The 17,594-nt window shown below is 71.3% G+C and carries 14 protein-coding genes; 3 read left to right on the top strand and 11 right to left on the bottom strand.

The window, feature by feature from the left end; genetic code table 11:
* The first annotated feature begins 48 nt into the window (after nt 1-48).
* A complete protein-coding gene (locus ACIPYW_RS07740) occupies nt 49-597 on the top strand; it encodes an FAD-dependent oxidoreductase (RefSeq protein ID WP_400412364.1) in 549 nt (182 codons plus the stop codon).
* Here the strand turns inward: ACIPYW_RS07740 and ACIPYW_RS07735 are convergent.
* The 6 genes from ACIPYW_RS07735 to ACIPYW_RS07710 form a co-directional block, all read right to left on the bottom strand.
* The gene (locus ACIPYW_RS07735) at nt 572-3,697 is read right to left on the bottom strand and encodes an alpha-mannosidase (RefSeq protein ID WP_400412362.1); all 3,126 of its coding nucleotides are present in this window, start codon (nt 3,695-3,697) and stop codon (nt 572-574) included. The genes ACIPYW_RS07740 and ACIPYW_RS07735 overlap by 26 nt on opposite strands.
* Nucleotides 3,698-3,716: 19 nt before the next feature.
* The gene (locus tag ACIPYW_RS07730) at nt 3,717-4,616 is read right to left on the bottom strand and encodes a carbohydrate ABC transporter permease (protein WP_290133660.1); all 900 of its coding nucleotides are present in this window, start codon (nt 4,614-4,616) and stop codon (nt 3,717-3,719) included.
* A 2-nt stretch (nt 4,617-4,618) separates the two neighbouring features.
* Nucleotides 4,619-5,569 (bottom strand): carbohydrate ABC transporter permease, encoded by a 951-nt coding sequence (locus tag ACIPYW_RS07725; RefSeq protein ID WP_400412360.1) that lies wholly within the window; start codon nt 5,567-5,569, stop codon nt 4,619-4,621.
* Nucleotides 5,570-5,713: 144 nt separating this feature from the next.
* Complete coding sequence (locus ACIPYW_RS07720; protein WP_290133659.1) at nt 5,714-7,075, bottom strand: extracellular solute-binding protein; 1,362 nt, start codon at nt 7,073-7,075, stop codon at nt 5,714-5,716.
* A gap of 112 nt (nt 7,076-7,187) precedes the next feature.
* Nucleotides 7,188-8,027, bottom strand: coding sequence for a PhzF family phenazine biosynthesis protein (locus ACIPYW_RS07715; RefSeq protein ID WP_400412357.1), 840 nt, complete (start codon nt 8,025-8,027; stop codon nt 7,188-7,190).
* 37 nt (nt 8,028-8,064) lie between these two features.
* Entirely contained in the window at nt 8,065-9,306 is a 1,242-nt protein-coding gene (locus tag ACIPYW_RS07710) for an ROK family protein (RefSeq protein ID WP_400412354.1), read from the bottom strand.
* A gap of 109 nt (nt 9,307-9,415) precedes the next feature.
* Between ACIPYW_RS07710 and ACIPYW_RS07705 the strand changes: the two genes are divergently transcribed.
* Nucleotides 9,416-9,874, top strand: coding sequence for a GNAT family N-acetyltransferase (locus ACIPYW_RS07705; RefSeq protein WP_290133656.1), 459 nt, complete (start codon nt 9,416-9,418; stop codon nt 9,872-9,874).
* A gap of 32 nt (nt 9,875-9,906) precedes the next feature.
* Entirely contained in the window at nt 9,907-10,356 is a 450-nt protein-coding gene (locus ACIPYW_RS07700) for an MGMT family protein (protein ID WP_400412351.1), read from the top strand.
* Here ACIPYW_RS07700 and ACIPYW_RS07695 read toward each other — a convergent pair.
* The 5 genes from ACIPYW_RS07695 to ACIPYW_RS07675 all read right to left on the bottom strand — a co-directional run bounded on the left by ACIPYW_RS07695 (nt 10,314) and on the right by ACIPYW_RS07675 (nt 17,489).
* Complete coding sequence (locus ACIPYW_RS07695; protein WP_400412348.1) at nt 10,314-11,009, bottom strand: acyltransferase; 696 nt, start codon at nt 11,007-11,009, stop codon at nt 10,314-10,316. The genes ACIPYW_RS07700 and ACIPYW_RS07695 overlap by 43 nt on opposite strands.
* Before the next feature lie 76 nt (nt 11,010-11,085).
* Nucleotides 11,086-11,511: a DUF805 domain-containing protein gene (locus tag ACIPYW_RS07690; RefSeq protein WP_400412346.1), complete on the bottom strand. Its 426-nt coding sequence runs from the start codon at nt 11,509-11,511 to the stop codon at nt 11,086-11,088.
* A 37-nt stretch (nt 11,512-11,548) separates the two neighbouring features.
* Nucleotides 11,549-13,639 (bottom strand): acyltransferase family protein, encoded by a 2,091-nt coding sequence (locus ACIPYW_RS07685; RefSeq protein ID WP_400412343.1) that lies wholly within the window; start codon nt 13,637-13,639, stop codon nt 11,549-11,551.
* Between the two features lie 125 nt (nt 13,640-13,764).
* Nucleotides 13,765-15,573, bottom strand: coding sequence for an ABC transporter ATP-binding protein (locus ACIPYW_RS07680; protein WP_400412533.1), 1,809 nt, complete (start codon nt 15,571-15,573; stop codon nt 13,765-13,767).
* 92 nt (nt 15,574-15,665) lie between these two features.
* Entirely contained in the window at nt 15,666-17,489 is a 1,824-nt protein-coding gene (locus ACIPYW_RS07675; RefSeq protein ID WP_400412341.1) for an ABC transporter ATP-binding protein, read from the bottom strand.
* Nucleotides 17,490-17,594: the final 105 nt, after the last annotated feature.

Here is a 17,594-nt window from a genome sequence, read left to right as displayed (position 1 = left end):
GTCGCCGAACCGACCGCCCCGGTGCTCCGCCCGGGCCGATCAGTGCACATGACCGAACACCTCCCCATCGCCGTCCTCGGAGCCGGGGCCGCCGGCACCGCCACCGCCCTCGCCCTCGCGCACGCCGGCCACGACGTCACCCTCGTCGATCGTCGGGGCCTCCTCGAGGGCAAGAGCAACGGGACGCCCGCGCGGCTCGGCCTCGGGTTCCACCACGCCGACCGCGCCACCGCCCTCCTGCTGCTCGAGCACACGATCGACTTCGTCACCCGCATCCCCGGCTGCACGCTCGCCGACCGGCCGGGCGCGCCGGCGTGGATCCGGCACGCGCGGTACTTCGTCGCCCGCGACTCGCTGTTCTCCCCGGCGGAGATCCGGTCGACGCACCGGGCGCTCGAGGCGCGGTACGCCGCACTCTGGGCCGAGCACGGCGGCCGACCCCCTACGGCGCAGGACGTGCCTCCCGGCCGTCGCCGCGCCCGCAGCGCGGCGCCGGGGGAGCGCACCCGAGCTCCCCCGACGCCGCAGCCTCTCCGTCGGACCCGCTGCCTCGGGTCCGGCTCGTCCTCCGCTAGGCCCGTCGGACCCGCAGCGTGACGATCTCGAACGGGCGCAGGGTGAGCACGACCGGCTCCCCGGCACCCCAGGACGACGACTCCACCGGCCGCTCGAGCAGGTCGACCGCGGAGACGGACGCCACGTCGAACCCGAACGACACCCCGACGTCGGACGCCCGACCGCCCGAGGCCTCGTAGAGCCGGACGACGACGTCGCCCGAGCGGTCCTCGGCGAGCTTGACGGCCTCGACGAACACCTGCGGGGACGACACCGTCACGAGCGGGTCGACCACGGCCGACCCCGGCACCGACCGCACCGGCAGGTTCAGTCGGTAGCCGGAGTCCGCCGCGTCGAGCGCGGTCGCCCCGACCCGCAGCACCGTGCGGAACACGTGGTGCCCCTGGTCGGCGTCCGGGTCCGGGAACGTGGGTGCGCGCAGCAGCGACTCACGGACGAGGGTCGTGGTGCCGCCGTCGGCGCGGGTCGACCGGGTGATGTCGTGCCCGTAGGTCGAGTCGTTCGCGACCGCGACCCCGAACCCGGCCTCGGCGACGTGCACCCACCGGTGGGCGCTCGTCTCGAAGCGGGCCGAGTCCCAGGAGGTGTTCTGGTGGGTCGGCCGATCGATGTGCCCGAACTGGATCTCGCTCGAGGCGACGGACGCCCGGACGTCGAGCGGGAACGCCAGCTTGAGGAGCTTCTGGTGCTCGTGCCACTCGACCTCGGTCTCGATCCGCAGTTCAGGGGCACCCTCGACGGCGGAGTAGCGCGTCGTGATCGTCGACGACCCGAAGGACCGCTGCACGACCACGGTGTCACCGTCGACGGTGACGTCCGAGGCGTCGAGCACGGTGCCGTTGCGCTGGTAGGCGCGGTCGATGTCCCACGCCTCCCACTGGTTCGGCGTGTCGCGGAACACGGTGTACTCCGCGCCGGCGGAACCCGGTGCGATCGCGTCGCGGCCGGTCGCGTTCGCCACGAGCGACACGACGTGGCCGGCCGCATCGACGGTCGCGGTGACGACGCCGGTGTCGAACACGAGGTGGTCGCCGTGTCGGACGGGAGGCACGGCTCGCTGCCCGTCGGTCGGCGAACCTCCCAGGGCGGTCACCCCGCCCGCGGCCACGGGCGAGGCGTTGAACCGGACGAGGTGCCCGCCGGCAGCCGCGGTGTCGGCAGCGCCCTCGCCGGCGGCGGACGGGCTCGGAGCGTCGACAAGTCCGGCGCCGTGGCCGCCGACCGCGGCCGAGGCGGCACCGACCCCGGCGAGCGCCTCGGCCCCGCCGTTCGCGAGCGCGGTGGTCGCCGTGCCGATGAGGCCCTCGAGGACCTCGGCGACCCGGGCGTAGTTCTCCTCGGCGACCTCGTAGACCCAGGCGATCGACGAGCCCGGCAGGATGTCGTGGAACTGCTGGAGCAGGACGGTGTGCCAGGCCTCCTCGAGTTCCTCGTACGGGTAGTCGAGGCCGTGGCGGACGGCGGCCGTGGCGGCCCAGAGCTCGGCCTCGCGGAGCAGGTGCTCCGAGCGGCGGTTGCCCTGCTTCGTCCGGATCTGCGACGTGTAGGTGCCGCGGTGGAACTCGAGGTACATCTCCCCCGACCACACGGCGGGCTCGGGCAGGACGCGCTCGAGCTCCTCGAAGACGTCGGCGGGGGTGCCGAGCGTCACCCGCGGCGAGCCGTCGAGGTCGTGCTGGCGGCGGGCCGCGGCGACCATCTCGCGGGTGGGTCCACCACCGCCGTCGCCGAAGCCGTAGAGCAGCATCGAGGTGTTGGCGACGCCCCGCTCCTTGTTCTGCCGCTCGCCACGGTGCAGGTCGGCGGGCGAGACGTCCGAGTTGTACGTGTCGGCCGGGGGCAGGTGGGTGAGGACGCGGGAGCCGTCGATGCCCTCCCAGTGGAAGGACGTGTGCGGGATGACGTTCGTCTCGTTCCACGACGGCTTCTGCGTGACGAACCACTTCGAGCCGGCGGCGCGGACGATCTGCGGCAGCGCACCCGAGTAGCCGAACGAGTCCGGCAGCCAGGCCTCGGGGGTGTCGATGCCGAACTCCTCGAGGAACAGCCGCTTGCCCGCGACGAACTGCCGCGCGAGCGCCTCACCGCCGGGCAGGTTGGTGTCGGACTCGACCCACATGCCGCCGACCGGGATCCAGCGTCCCTCGGCGACCCGCTGCTTGATGCGCTCCCAGATCGACGGGTAGCCGTCCCGGATCCAGGCGTACTGCTGCGCCGACGAGCACGCGAAGGTGAAGTCCGGGTCGCGGTCCATGAGGTCGAGCACGTTCGAGAACGTCCGAGCGCACTTCCGGATCGTCTCGCGGACGGGCCAGAGCCACGCGGAGTCGATGTGCGCGTGGCCGACAGCGATCGCGCGCTGCGCGGACCCGGAGGCGCCCACGGCGAGCAGGGGCGCGAGGACCGCACGGGCGTCGGCAGCGGTGCCGGCGACGTCGTCGGGGTCGAGTGCGTCGGCGGCGCGTTCGAGGCCGCGGAGGAGGTCCGCGCCGCGGGTGCCGTCGGTGGGCAGCTCCCCCATGAGTCCGCGGAGCACCCAGAAGTCCTGCTGGAGCTCCCAGACGGTGTCGTCGCGCTCGACGAGTTCGATGCGGCGGACGCGGTAGATCGGGTCGGAGCCGGCGGTGGACTTCGAGCCGAGCGGCGTCGCGCCCTGGAAGGAGTCGCCGCCGATGTCCGGGTTGGCGGCGGCCTCGACGTAGACCTCGAAGGTCTCGCCGGGGCCGACCTCGAGCGGGACGGTGTCGTTGTGCGGCTCGATGCCCTTGATCGTCGTGCCGTCCGGACGCCACGCGAGCCCCTCGGCCTGGAAACCGGGGTTCCGCTTCGTGAAGCCGAGGTCGACGAGGAGTTCGGCGGTGGTGCCGGGTGCGGTGCCGAAGTCTGCCGGGACGGTGCCGCGGATCCGGAACCACGTCGTGCCCCAGGGCTTCCCACCCCAGGCGCCGCCGTCGAACGGGGTGTACTCGGCGGCGACGGCGGTGGCGAACGGCACCGGTTCGTCTGGTACCTGCCAGGCGTCGATCGTGACGGGGGCCGAGCGGCGGTGCACGGCGGGGTCGATGCGGTCGCGCACCAGGCGGGCGATCCGGGCGTGGACGAGCGGTTCGTCGGAGTGCATGGAGGAGGTTCCTTCCGGCTCAGCCCTTGATGCCGCCGGCGAGGGCGTTGCCGCCGCCGAGGCCCCGGGACACGAGCACGTAGAGGGCGATGACCGGCACGGAGTACACGATCGAGAACGCGGCGAGCTGCCCGTAGGCGACGGCGCCGTTCTGGCCGAAGAAGTTGAAGATGCTCACCGCGGCGGGCACCTTGTCGGGCGAGAGGAGCAGCACGAAGGGGACGAAGAAGTTCCCCCACGCCTGGATGAACACGAAGATGAACACCACGGCGATGCCCGGGCGCATGAGCGGGATCACGATGCGCCAGAGCGTGGTGAGCATCGAGGCGCCGTCGGTCCAGGCCGCTTCCTCGAGCGACACCGGCACCGAGTCCATGAAGTTCTTCGCCATCCAGATCGCCATCGGCAGGCTGGTGGCGGCGAGGAAGAAGATGCAGCCCCACACGTTGTCGATGAGGTTGAGCGACACGAACAGCGCGTAGACGGGGACCATCATCGCGGTGATCGGCAGGCCGGTGCCGAACAGGATGCTGTAGAGGAACGGCTTGTTGACGCGCATCTTGTACCGGGACAGCGGGTACGCGGCGAGGATCGCGACGACGACCGTGACGACCGCGGTGCCGCCGGAGAGCAGCAGGCTGTTGCCGAGCGGGATGAACGACAGGTCCGGGGTGAGCACCTTCGCGAAGTTGTCGAGCGTGAACTGCGTCGGCATCTTCACGGACAGGGACGCCTGCGTGTCGAGCGACGCGAGCACGAGCCACAGCAGCGGCACGGCGAAGCAGACGGCGATGACGAGCAGCACGACGTTCGACACCCAGCGCATCGTGCGGCCGCGCGGGGAGGTCATGTGGAGGGCGCCGGGGGCGGTCACCGCGCGGGTGGCGTTGGCGACCGGGCGGTCAGCGGTGAGGGCCATGGTCAGTCCACCTCCGGCTTCAGCGCCTTGATGTAGATGATCGAGAAGACCGCGCCGACGATGAGCAGGATCGTCGCGATCGCCGTCCCGAAGCCGAGCTGCGAGAACTTGAACGCCTCCTGGTACGCCAGGATCGGCAGCGTCGACGAGTTCGTGCCCGGTCCGCCACCCGTCATCACGAAGATGAGCGTGAACACCGACAGCGTCTGCAGCGTCGTGAGCATGAGGTTCGTCGAGATCGAGCGGCGGATCACGGGGATCGTGATGTACACGAGGCGCTGCCAGCCGGCGGCACCGTCGACCTCGGCCGACTCGGTGATCTCCTCGGGGACCTCCTGCACGGCGGCGGAGTAGACGAGCATCGAGAACGCCGTGCCGCGCCAGATGTTCGCGAGGATCACGGACAGCATCGGCAGCGTGTAGAGCCAGTTCGGCCCGGTGATGCCGAAGATCTTGAGGAACTCGTTGAGCGTGCCCTGGTCGTTGAAGAACGCGTACGCGGCGAAGGAGGCGACGATCTCGGGCAGCACCCACGCGGCGACGACGAACGTGCCGACGATCGATCGGACGATCTTGTTCGCGCTGCGCATGAGGAGCGCGAGCCCGAGACCGAGCACGTTCTGCCCGACGACGGCGGAGGCGAGGAGGAAGACGACGGTGAGGATGACGGACTTCGGGAAGTCCGGGTCCTGGAACAACTCGACGTAGTTCTTCAGCCCGACGAACTGCTGGTCGGAGGCACCGACGCCGGTGAGCGCCGAGTTGGTGAACGACCCGTAGAACGACGAGATGACGGGGCCGAGCAGGAAGATGACGAGGAGGACGACGGCGGGCAGGAGGGGGACGGCCCGTCCGACGTTCCGCAGCGGCTTCCGCTTGCGCGGCGCCGGCGGGTCGGTGCGCTGCGGCGCACCGGGCGCCGACAGGGTCGGCGCGAGGGGGGTGCTGGACACGGTGGGTTGCCTTCCGGGTGCGGAGAGGGTTCCGAAGGTGGAGAGGGACGGACGGGAGGCGCGGCGCACGACGCGAGCCGTGCCTCCCGTCCGTCAGGTGGTGACGTCCGTCAGGACGTGCCGTCCGTCAGGACGTGCCGTCCGTCAGCCGGCGGAGACGGTGTTGTCCTTGCCGACGACCTGCTCGACCGCTTGGTCGTACGCGGCGGCGGCCTGCTTCGGGCTCTGCTGCCCGGTCATGACCGACTCCATCGCGACCTGGATGGCGTTCGAGACCTGCGAGTAGTCGCTCGTCGCCGGGCGGAAGTTGGTGTGCTCCACCAGCCCGGAGAAGAACTTGAACGTGGGGTTCGCGTCGGTGTAGGCGCTGTCCTCGGCGACGTCCTTGCGGACGGCGATCTGGCTGTTCTCGGTGTCGTACTTGAGCGAGCCGTCCTTGTCGAGGAACTTCGTGATGAAGTCGAACGCCGCCTGCGGGTTCTTCGAGTTCTTGCCGACCGCGAGCGTCCAGCCACCCGACATCGAGTTGTAGCCGGGCTCCTGACCGTTCTGCGTCGGGAACGCTGCGGTCCCCATCACGTCGTTCCACTCGGACCACGGCGCGGTGCCGGTCTTCAACCAGGTACCGGACTGCCACGAGCCGTCGAGGTCGATCGCGAGCTTGCCCTGCGGCAGCCACGTCTGGGCGATGGTCGTGCCGACGTTGGTGTCGAGTGCCTGCTGCGGGGTCGGGCCGAGGCCACCCTGGTAGACGTCCTTCACGAACTGCAGCGAGTCCTCGAACTGCTTCGAGCCCGTGACCCACTTCTTGTCCTTGTAGAGCGTGTTGCCGTCGCCGTCGGCGCCGTACAGGAGCATCTCGAAGCCCTGCATGGTCGAGGCCTCGCCCTGCGCCTTGCCCGAGTAGATGTTGAACGGGATGACGCCGGAGTCCTTCTCCTTGATCGTCTTCGCCGCGGCGAGGACGTCGTCCCAGGTCTTGGGCTCCCACGGGACGGGGAGGCCGACCTTCTTGAAGATGTCCTTGTTGTACCAGAGGGCCCGGGTGTCGGTGCCCATCGAGACGCCGTAGGTCTTGCCGTCGACGCCTTCACCGGCCTGCTTGGCGTTGTCGTAGAACTGGTCCCAGTCCTTCCACTTCGCCGTGTACTTGTCCAAGGGCAACAGGTAGCCGGCCTGCGCGTCCGCCTTGATGAGGAAGGTGTCCTCGTACATGACGTCCGGCGCGGTGGCCGGCGCCTTGTTCATGAGCGCGAGCTTCGTGTAGTAGTCGTTGCCCTGCGCCTGGATCGGCACGAGGGTGACCTTCTTGCCCGGGTACTCCTTCTCGTACTCCTTCTTGACTTCCTTCATCTGGGCGTCGAGCTGCTGGAAGGCGCCGAACTTCTGGTACGCGATCTTGATGGTGTCGCTCGAGGCGGACCCTGAGCTGGAACAACCCGCCAGTCCGACCGCGGCGACTGCCACGGCTGCGAGACCGGCGATGATTCGGGTGCGGCGTTTCATCGGTGCTCCTTTGCACGGGATGTCCGCGGGTGCCGTCACCCGCGCGCAGGATTAGTCCAGCGTATTGACTTATCCGTGTCAAGAGGGAGTCCGGTACCGTTCCGGAACGACCTCACACCGTGGTGGCGCCGCCGGTCACCGTGGTGCCCCCGGCCTCGGGCACGTCGACGAGCAGCACGCTCGGGCGTCCGACGTGCCGCCCCTGCCGGATCACCACGCGGTCTCCCGGCTGCGCGGCCCCGACCGCGCGGAGGTACGCCCCGGTCGACGCCGCAGCCGAGCCCGTCGCCGGGTCCTCGGTGATGCGGCCGGCGGGGAACAGGTTCCGGGCCTCGTACTCGAGCGGCCCCGTGCGGTGCAGCACCGTCACCGTGCCGGCCCACCCGGCTTCGTCCTTCAGCTCGGCGAGCACGCGCGGGTCGAACCGGAACTGGTGGAAGAGCTCGGCGTCGGCGAGGACGAGCACGGGGTGGCGGTTGCCCGCGAAGGACTCGAGCACCGGGAACCCGTCCGCGATGTCGTCCGGTCCGATCCCGGTCACGTCGAACAGCCGGGCGAGGTGACCGGGGTCGACCTCGCGCGTCCACGGCTCGACGCTCGTCATCGCCAGGAGCACCGCGCCGTCCGCACCCGTCGTCGTGCGCACCGCGATCTCCCCCGCCGGGGTGACGAACACGCGGTCCCCGGTGCCGTGCCGCTCGGCGAGCGCGACCCCGGTGGCGACGGTGGCGTGCCCACAGAACGGCACCTCGGCCGCGGGCGAGAAGTACCGGACGACCGGGCGGTCCAGGGTTCCCCCGACGACGAAGGCCGTCTCGGAGTGCCCGACCTCGCGGGCCGTCGCCAGCATCTCGGCGTCGGACATGCCGGCCGCGTCCAGCACGATGCCCGCCGGGTTGCCCCCGCCCGGCTCGGCGGCGAAGGCGGTGTACCGGAGTATCTCGGGGGTCATCCCCCGACGGTACCGCCCGGTGCGGCGCGGACCGGGGTCAGCGCCGGATCAGCAGGGTGCTCGCCCGTGGCGACAGTGCGGCGTCGAGCACGAGGCACGCCGCCCCGACCGCCGCGACGTCGGCGCCGCGGTCGCTCTCGTCCACCACGATCGGGTGCTTCGGGACGAGGAGCGGCGACGCCACGATCGCCGCACGCGCGGCCGGGAGCGCAGCCGGAGCGATCCGCGACCAGAACGGACCGCCGAAGACCACGCGGTCGAGGTCGAGCAGGTTCACGATGAGCACGGCCGCGTTCCCCATGACCCGGCCGGCGTCCGCCGCGAGCGCGTGCGCGTCCGGGTCACCGTTCACGATCGCCGCGGCGAGCGCGTCCCACGCCCGGTCGACCGAGGCCGCGTCCGTGACCTCGCCGAGCGCCAGCCCGCGGGCCGCTGCGATCTGCACGAGACGGTCGGGGGCCACCGCGGCGCCGACCTCCCCGCGGGTACCGGAGCCGTCCGGGGTCCCGGCGAGGGGGCCCTGGTCGACCATGATGTGTCCGGCGTCGCCCGCGTTCGCGCCCACGCCCCGCACGGGTTCGTGGTCGAGGACGAGCCCGACGCCGAAGCCGGTGCCGAAGTACACGAAGGCGAAGTTGCGGGCGGCGGACTCCCCCGCCAGGAACATCTCGCCGACCGCGGCGGCCGTGACGTCCTTCTCGAGCAGCACCGGGTAGCCGGTCGCCTCGGCGAGCGCGTCACGGAGCGGCACGTCGCGCCACCGTGGCAGGAACGGCGGGTCGAGGACGACGCCGGCCTCCGCGTCGATCGGTCCGGGACTCGCGATGCCCACGCCGAGGACGGTGTCGACGTCGACCTCCGCCCCCACGACGAGCGCGTCCACGGCGTCGGCGATGGTGCGGACCACCTCGGCGGGGTCGTCCGCGGTGGGCGTCGAGGTGGTGCTCTGCGCGACGACCGTGCCGGCGAGGTCGAGCAGGACGTAGGTGACGATCGCCGGGTCGACGTGCACGCCGACCGCGTAGCGGCTGCCGGCCTCGAGCCGGAGGATCGTTCGTGGCTTGCCCCGGCCGGAGACGACGGTGCCGGACTCGACGATCATGCCGGCCTCGATGAGGAAGCGGGTCACGTTCGAGACGGTCTGCGCGCTGAGCCCCGTGCGCCCGGCGAGCTCCACGCGGCTGAGTCCCTCGGGCGAGCGTCGGACGGCGTCGAGCACGACGGTCCGGTTGAACCCCCCGATCGACGGGAGGTTCGCTCCTCGCCGGTGCTCTGCCATGTCGCGACCATACCGCCCCGCCGTCCGGGCCCCGCACGGTGACAACGTTGCGGTATCGGTCCACGCGGCTCGCTGGCCCCCGGACTGGCGGCACGGATACGCTGACCGCATGGCCGATCTCCGTCTCGAACAGCTCTCCGCAGCGACCGCCGCCGCGGCCAACTCCCTGACGCTCAAGCCGGGGCAGGAACAGTTCGTGCAGCCGACCACCTACGGGCAGGCGGAGTCGGACGTGAAGCCCAGCTCCGCGTGGACCCGCGTCGTGCTCGACGGTGACGAGGTCGTCGGCATGATCATCGGTACGTTCGACGCCGACAACCCGGAAGAAGAGCTGCGCAGCGCGATCTGGCGGGTCAACGTCGCGGCGACCGCACAGGGCCGGGGCGTCGGACGCTTCGCGGTGCACGGCCTCGCGGACGAGGCACGCAGCCGGGGGTTCGAGCGTCTGACCGTCGTGTACGAACCCGGCGGCAGCGGCAGCCCCGAGGCCTTCTTCCGTGCGCTCGGCTTCGACTTCGTGCGCGAGACGCAGTACGGCGACCACTTCGCGGTCCTGACCCTCGGGTGATCCCTGACCCTCGGGTGATCCCTGACCCACCCGTGAGCGCCGAGGCGTCACCGGCGTTCGACTTCGGTGCCGCCGTCGCCGAAGTGGTCCGGAGCATCCCGTCCGGCCGCGTCATGACCTACGGCGACGTCGCCGCGGTCCTCGGGTCACGTGCCTCGCGCGCGGTCGGCAAGGTGATGGCCCACGAGGGCGCCGACCTGCCCTGGTGGCGGGTGGTGCGGTCCGGCGGGCACCCGCCCGTCCACCACGAGGCGCGCGCGCTCGAGCACTACCGCGCGGAGGGCACGCCGCTCGTGCACGGCGCCACGGCCTGGAGGCTCGACATGCGTCGGGCGCGCTGGTCACCCGACCCGGGTGACCGGTCGGACGACGTGACGGGCGAGGCGGGCGCGCACCGCGCCTCCCGGCCGGGTCACGCCACCGCCGGACCGGACCAGGGCTACGACCCGACGGATCCCGGGTTCCCGACCGACCCGTTCTGAACCGCGGTGTCGCGTCCCGTCTCGTCGCGGGCCGCCGCGCTCGGACCCGGCACGGGTCCACCCGAACCGCTCGCGACCGCTGCCGTCACGGCGACGTCCGGCACGCCGGCGGACTCCGACGGCCGCAGGTCGCGGATGCGTCGGGCGGGGACGCCGGCGTAGAGCCCGCCGGCGCGGAGGTGTCCCGCGACGACCGCACCCGCGGCGACCACGACGTCGTCCTCGACGACGGCGCCGGGGAGCACCATGGTCCGGGCGCCGATCCAGACCCGCTGACCGATCGCCACCGCACGGCCCGAGGCCGTCCGGTCCCAGTCGCCGGCGGCGTCGATGCCGTGGTGGCTCGTGACGATGAGCACCTGCATGCCGATCGCGGTGTCGTCGCCGATCGTCACGGGGGCGACGGCCTCGACCGAGACGTGCTTGTTGCAGAAGACGCCGGTGCCGATGGTCAGGTTCCGGGCCGAACCGGTGAGGGCGAACCCGACGCCAGGGCCGGACCCGACGTGCGCTCCGGCGAGGTTCAGGAGCCCACGACGGACCACCCGCGGGACGAGCGCCGAGCCGAGCAGGGTGCTGAAGAGGACGTGCTCGGTACCGTACGTGAGGTCTTCGCGCAGGCGGGCCGCCGGGCCGCTCGGGGTGTGGGTCACACGCGAACAGTAGGTCGGTCCTGCCGTGTCCGTCCCCTGCTCCGGCGACTCTTGCGGGTTCCCGCTGCCGAACCTGTCAGAGGTCGAAGCGTGCGCCCTTCGGGTTCGCCGGGAGCAGGCACAGGACGAGGAACACGAGCGTGCCGACACCGGGCACGACGTTCACGAACAGCCAGAACCCGGACAGGTTCGCGTCGTGCAGCCGTCGGGCGCCGAGTGCGAGCGAGCCGATCAAGGTGACCAGGCCCCAGAGCACGAAGAGGTACGAGCCGACGGGGTTCTCGAACAGCGGCGAGTCCGGGGTGAACGCCTGCGGCACGAGCTGCAGCGCCAGGCCGATCGCGAGCGACGTGATCCACCACCACCAGAACTCGGCACGGGACGCCCGACCCGTGAACACGGTGTACTTCCGCCAGAACCGTCGGACGGCCTCGGCGAAGGGTGCGCCGTAGAAGGGGTCGCGCAGGGCGACGCCGCCGGGCTGCACGCTGTCGTTGCTCATCCTGCAAGCCTGCCATCCCGTGCCGGGATCGGATGGGTCACTCGTCGCGAGGAGACGATGCCGAGGGTGCCGCGGTGTCGACCGCGGTGCGCAGGACGCCCGAGATCCGCTCCGCGAAAGCGCTGGTGATGTGCTGTCCGTCCTCGCGGACGAGGACGTTCCCCACCGTCGCGGGACAGACACCCGCATCGTCGCAGTACCAGCCGGTCGTGTCGACGAAACGCGCGTTCGGTCGTTCGTCGGTGACGCGGCGTTCAGCCGCGGCGGCCAGGGCGTACGACTCGGAGAGCCTGGTCGCACAGGCGTCCGGACCGGTCCACCGGAGCGCCGCGCACCGTGCACGGTCGGGTCCCTGTGGCACGGCCGCGAGGAACACGACGGCGGCGCCGGACGGCTGCACCGCGTCGGCGAGGTCAGCCGCGGCGCGGTACCAGTCCGCCGCAGCGCGTTGACCGTCCGGCCGCCCGACCTGCTGCGCCAGACCGTCGTAGGCGTGCGTGACGATGACGACGTCCGGCGCCGAACGGTTGACCTCGCGGATCGCCGCCGCTCGCTGCGCGTCACACCGTGCGCGTGCAGCTGGGGTCTTCCCCTCGACGGCGATGCCGATCATCGGGCACCCGTTCGCCGTGAGTCCCCGGACGAGCGCATCCGTTCCGAACGCGAGCTCGACCGCAGGCATCAGGGAGGCTCCGACCGAGCTGCCGACGACGGTCACGGATCGTTCCGCGCGGGGGTCGCCGAAGCGACAGGATCCCGGGTCGGAGACGTCCGTCCAGGCACACGACTCGAAGCCTCCGGGTGGGCCGGACAGGTCCGAGTCGAGGCCGGGGACCAGATCGGCCGGCCAGGACCGCGCCCGGACGCCGTCGTCGACCGCCGCGGAGAGCGCTGCCGCGTTCCACGGCGGACCCACCGTGTGCTCGTGGCCTCCACCATCGTTGCCGTCCGTCGACGGCGCACTGGTCACAGGAGCCACGATCGCCAGCACCGTGGCCACGGACACCGTGGCGAGGACCGCCGTCGGGAGCCGACGCCTCGTGCTCCGACCGAGCCGGAGGGCAGGCACCTCGACGAAGCGCCGGGAGAGCAGGCCGAGCAGCACGCCGACGACGATCGAGATCCCCGCGCCGGCGACCCGCTGCCCGGGGAGGAGGACACCGACGCCGATGACCACCGGGTAGTGCCAGAGGTAGATCGAGTACGAAGCATCGCCGATCGCCTGCACCGGTCGGGACCGGAGCAGCGGGAGCGGCGCGAGCCCGCGACCGGCGGCGAGCACGAGGGCCGTACCCGCGACCGCGAGGAGCGCGTCCGGGATCGGCACTCCGCCGGAGGGCGGGCCGACGACCGTCGCCGCCGCGATCGCCACGAACCCGGCGACCACGAACCCTGCGCGGACGCGGTGTCGGTCCCGGAGCCGCTCGGAGCGAGCACGGCCTGGTGGGGAGGCGACGGGGACAGAAGCGGCACCGAGCAGGGCTCCCACGCCGAACTCCCACGAGCGCACACCGGTGTCGAAGTACGCAGCGCTCGGGTCGACCACCCCGGCGATCGCTGCCCAGATCGCCGATGCGGTCAGCAGCGCGACGGCCACCTGGACCGCCACGGTTCGGTATCGGCGTGGACTCCTCGCTCGCGTGACCCTCCACGCGGCGAGCGCCAGCGCCGGGAACACCAGGTAGAACTGCAGCTCGACGCTCAGTGACCAGAAGTGCTGGAACGGGGACGCCGCCGAGGACACCGCCCAGTAGTCGGTGTCACGCGCCAGGAAGACCCAGTTGACCACGCCCAGCGCCGCCGCGGCGCCGTCGCCGAGGACCGGAGCGGATGTGCCGCTCCGGAGCATGACGAGCGACGCGAACGAGACCATCACGATCGTCGCCGTGGCGGCCGGCGCCAGGCGCCAGAAGCGTCGGGCAGCGAAGGCGAGCACTGCGAAGCGGTCGCTCGCCGACTTCTCCCGGACCATCGACCGGGCGATGAGGTACCCCGAGACGACGAAGAAGGCGTCGACGCCGATCCAGCCCGAGGGCGGGCGCCCCGTGGCGTGCACCGACACGACCGACAGGACGGCGAGGGCGCGGAGCGCGTTGATGTCGGCCCGGAAGCGAGAGGTGCTGCTCACACCGGAATACTAGTGTTGGTACATGACATCCACCCAGAGCAGCGCTCCTCCGTCGCGCTCGCCGACCGGGCCGGACGAACGACGCGCCCCGGCGGACCGGGGCGCGTCGTCGTGTCCGGCTCGGATCACACGAGCGAGTCGCGCCAGGCCGCGTGGAGCTGGGCGAACCGTCCGGTGCCGGCGATGAGGTCCTCCGGCGTGCCGTCCTCGACGATGCGTCCGTGCTCCATCACGAGCACGCGGTGCGCGATCGCGACGGTCGACAGGCGGTGCGCGATGATCACGGCCGTGCGGTCGGCGAGGAGGGTCTCGAGGCCCTCCTGCACGAGCCGCTCGGACGGGATGTCCAGCGACGCCGTCGCCTCGTCGAGGATGAGCACCTTCGGGTCGGCGAGGAACGCCCGCGCGAACGAGAGCAGCTGACGCTGCCCCGCGCTCACCCGGCCACCACGCTTGTTCACGTCGGTGTCGTACCCGTCCGGCAGCGCCATGATGAACTCGTGCGCGCCGACCGCCTTGGCGGCCCGCTCGATCTCCTCCCGGGAGGCCCCGGGCTTCCCGAGCGCGATGTTGTCCGCGACCGAACCGGAGAACAGGTACGCCTCCTGCGTGACCATGACGATCGCGCGGCGCATGTCCTTCGTGTCGAGTTCCCGCAGGTCCACCCCGTCGAGCTGCACGGACCCCTGCGACGGGTCGTAGAAGCGCGCCATGAGCTTGGCGAGCGTCGACTTCCCCGCACCGGTGGACCCGACGAGGGCGATCGTCTGGCCGGCCGGGATGTGCAGGTCGAACTCCGGCAGCACGACCTTGTCCGCGTTGTACGCGAACACGACGTCGTCGAAGTCCATCTTCCCGCTGGCGTCGGCGAGGCGGGTGGGCTTCACCGGGTCCGGCACGCTCGGCCGCTCCTCGAGCACCCCGGAGATCTTCTCCATCGCGGCCGAGGCCGACTGGTACCCGTTGTAGAACATCGCGAGCTCCTGCGCCGGGTCGAAGAACCGCTTGGCGTACAGCGCGACCGCGAGCAGCGCGCCGACCTCGAGCGACCCGCCGACGATCCGGAAGCCGCCGACGACGACCACCGCGGCCAGCGTGACGTTGCCGATGAGCACGAGCACCGGGTCGAAGGTCCCGAACAGGTTGAACACCTTCGTGTTCGCCAGTCGGTAGTCCTCGACGTAGCGGCCGTACTCGTCACGGTTCCGGGACTCCTTGCGGAAGGCCTGCACCGCACGGATGCCCGTCATCGTCTCGACGAAGTGCACGATCACCCGGGCCGAGGTGACGCGGGTGGCCCGGAAGAGCGTCTGCGAGTTCGACTGGAACCAGCGGATCAGGAACCACAGGGGCACGAGCGACACCGCGAGCACGAGCCCGGACGTCGGGTCGAGCGCCACGAGGGCGATCGCCGTGAACACCATGTAGAGCACGCCCTGGATGAGCTGGTTCAGCCCCGAGTCGAGCAGCTCGCGGATGGAGTCGAGGTCGCTCGTCTGGCGGGAGATGATCCGACCCGACGTGTACGTCTCGTGGAACTCGAGCGACAGCCGCTGCGTGTGCAGGAACACCCGCTTGCGGAGGTCGAACAGGATCGCCTGGCTGATCCGGGCCGCCAGCACGGTGTACCAGGCGGTCAGGACCGCGCCGGCGATCGCCACGACGATGTACGTCGCGACGACACCGAACGCCGGCACCCAGTCGTTCCGGTCGAGCACCGCCGGCAGGGCGTTGTCGATGCCCCACGCGATCAGCGCCGGACCGGCGACGGTCCCCGCGGTGGAGACCACGACGACGATGCCGAGCAGCACGAGTCGGGCCTTGAGCGGAGCCGCGAGCGACCCGAGCAGGGCGAGGGAGCGACGCCGCAGGCGCTTGCTCTCCGCCTTGGTGAAGTCGTCGCGCTCCTCGCCGCGGACGCCGAGCGTGGTGATCGACGCGGTGACCGGCTGCTGGACGTCGTCGACGTCGGGCGCGTCGGTCGACTGCGCCGCCGTCTGGGCTGGCAGTTGCTGTTCCTGCTGGCTCATGCCATCGCCTCCTCTCGTGCGGTGGCGTCGTCCTCGTCGAGCGAGGAGATGACGTAGCGGTAGTGGTCGTTGGTGGCCATCAGCTCCGAGTGGGTGCCGACGGCGGTGACGACGCCGTTCTCCATGAGGGCGACGCGGTCCGCGAGCGTCACCGTCGACGGACGGTGCGCCACGATGAGCGACGTGGTCTCGGCGAGGACGCGGCGGAGGCCCGCCTCGACCCGGGCCTCGGTGTCGACGTCGAGCGCCGACAGCGGGTCGTCGAGGACGAGGACCGACGGGCGGGCGGCGATCGCACGGGCGAGCGCCAGACGCTGCCGCTGACCACCGGAGAGCGACAGCCCCTCTTCCCCGACCCGGGTGTCGACGCCCTCGGGCAGGTCGTCCACGAAGGACGCCTGTGCGATGTCGAGTGCCTCGCGCATGACGGCCTCGGCCTCGTCGCCGGACAGGTCCGGCCGTCCGAGCAGCACGTTGTCCCGCACCGAGGTGGAGAACAGCGTGGCGTCCTCGAACGCGACGCCGACGTGCCGCCGGAGCTCCTCGCGCGTGAGGTCGCGGATGTCGACGCCGTCGATCGTGACCGAACCGCCGGTGACGTCGTACAGCCGGGGCACGAGCGAGAGCAGCGTGGTCTTGCCGCAGCCGGTGAGTCCGACGAGCGCCATGGTCTCGCCCGGACGGAGCTGCAGTTCGACGCCGTTGATGAGGTCCGGGTACTGCGGGGCGGAGTCCTGGTAGCGGAAGTGCACCGCGTTGAAGGACAGCGCGCCGTGCGGCTCCGCGATCGTCTTCGGCTCCTGCGGGTCGGTGATCGTGTTCTCGGAGTCCATGACCTCGAAGAAGCGGTCGACCGCCGTGCGGGTGTCGAAGGTCATCGAGAGCAGGAAGCCGATCGACTCGATCGGGAACCGCAACACCGTCGCCGTCGCGAAGAAGCCGAAGAACTGGCCGACGGAGAGCTGCCCCTGCGACGCCAGGTAGATCCCGGCGAGGAGGCACAGCGCGAACGCCACGTCCGGCACGAGCAACAGCCAGAGCCAGATGCCCGCGATGGCCTTGGCCTTCTCGATCTCGGTGCCGCGGAGCGCCTCGGCCTGCTCGCTGAACTCGTCGAGCTTGTGCCGACCACGGCCGAACGCCTTGAGGACGCGGATGCCGTGCACCGACTGCTCGACGCTCGTGGCGAGGTCACCCACCTGGTCCTGGCTGCGGCGCGCCACCACCGAGTACTTGCGCTCGAACAGGAGGCCGTTCACCCAGAGCGGGATCGACGCGACGAGGAACACCAGGCCGAGCAGCCACCCGAAGGAGAACAGCACGGCGAAGCCCACCACGATCGTCACGATGTTGACGACGAGCAGGACCACGCCGAACGCCAGCCAGCGGCGGATGAGCGACAGGTCGGACACCGACCGGGAGAGCAGCTGGCCGGACTCCCAGCGGTCGTGGAAGGCCACCGGCAGGTCCTGCAGCTTCGCGTAGAGCGCGTTCCGCATGCTCGTCTCGATCCGGGTGGACGGGCGCATGACGAGCCGACGGCGCGAGGCGATGAAGAACGCCTCGAGCACGCCGAGCGCGAGCACACCGAGACCGGCGGGCCAGATCTGTGCGGCGTCCTTCGAGGACAGCGGCCCGTCGACGAGCCACTGCAGGACGTACGGGATCGCGAGCGCGACCAGCGAGGCGCCCATGGCGACGAGCACGCCGCCGATGAGGCGCCGCTGGTGCGGCTTCACGTAGGGGTAGATCCGTGCGATGGCACGGAGGGTCGAGGGGCGGTCGGTGGACGGGCGCGCCTGGTCTGGCGTCTTGGACATGGGGTCTGCGTCCTCGTGCGTCGTGCCGGTCCCCCGGGACCGGTCGCTGCTGTCGCAGCAGCCGGCCTGGAGGCACGGTGTCCGTTGCGTGGTGGTCGTCGGCCG

Origin of the sequence: Curtobacterium sp. NPDC089689 (assembly GCF_044749145.1) — a bacterium.
In the GTDB taxonomy this organism is placed as follows: Bacteria; Actinomycetota; Actinomycetes; order Actinomycetales; family Microbacteriaceae; genus Curtobacterium.
This window is presented reverse-complemented; position numbering and strand designations above follow the sequence as displayed.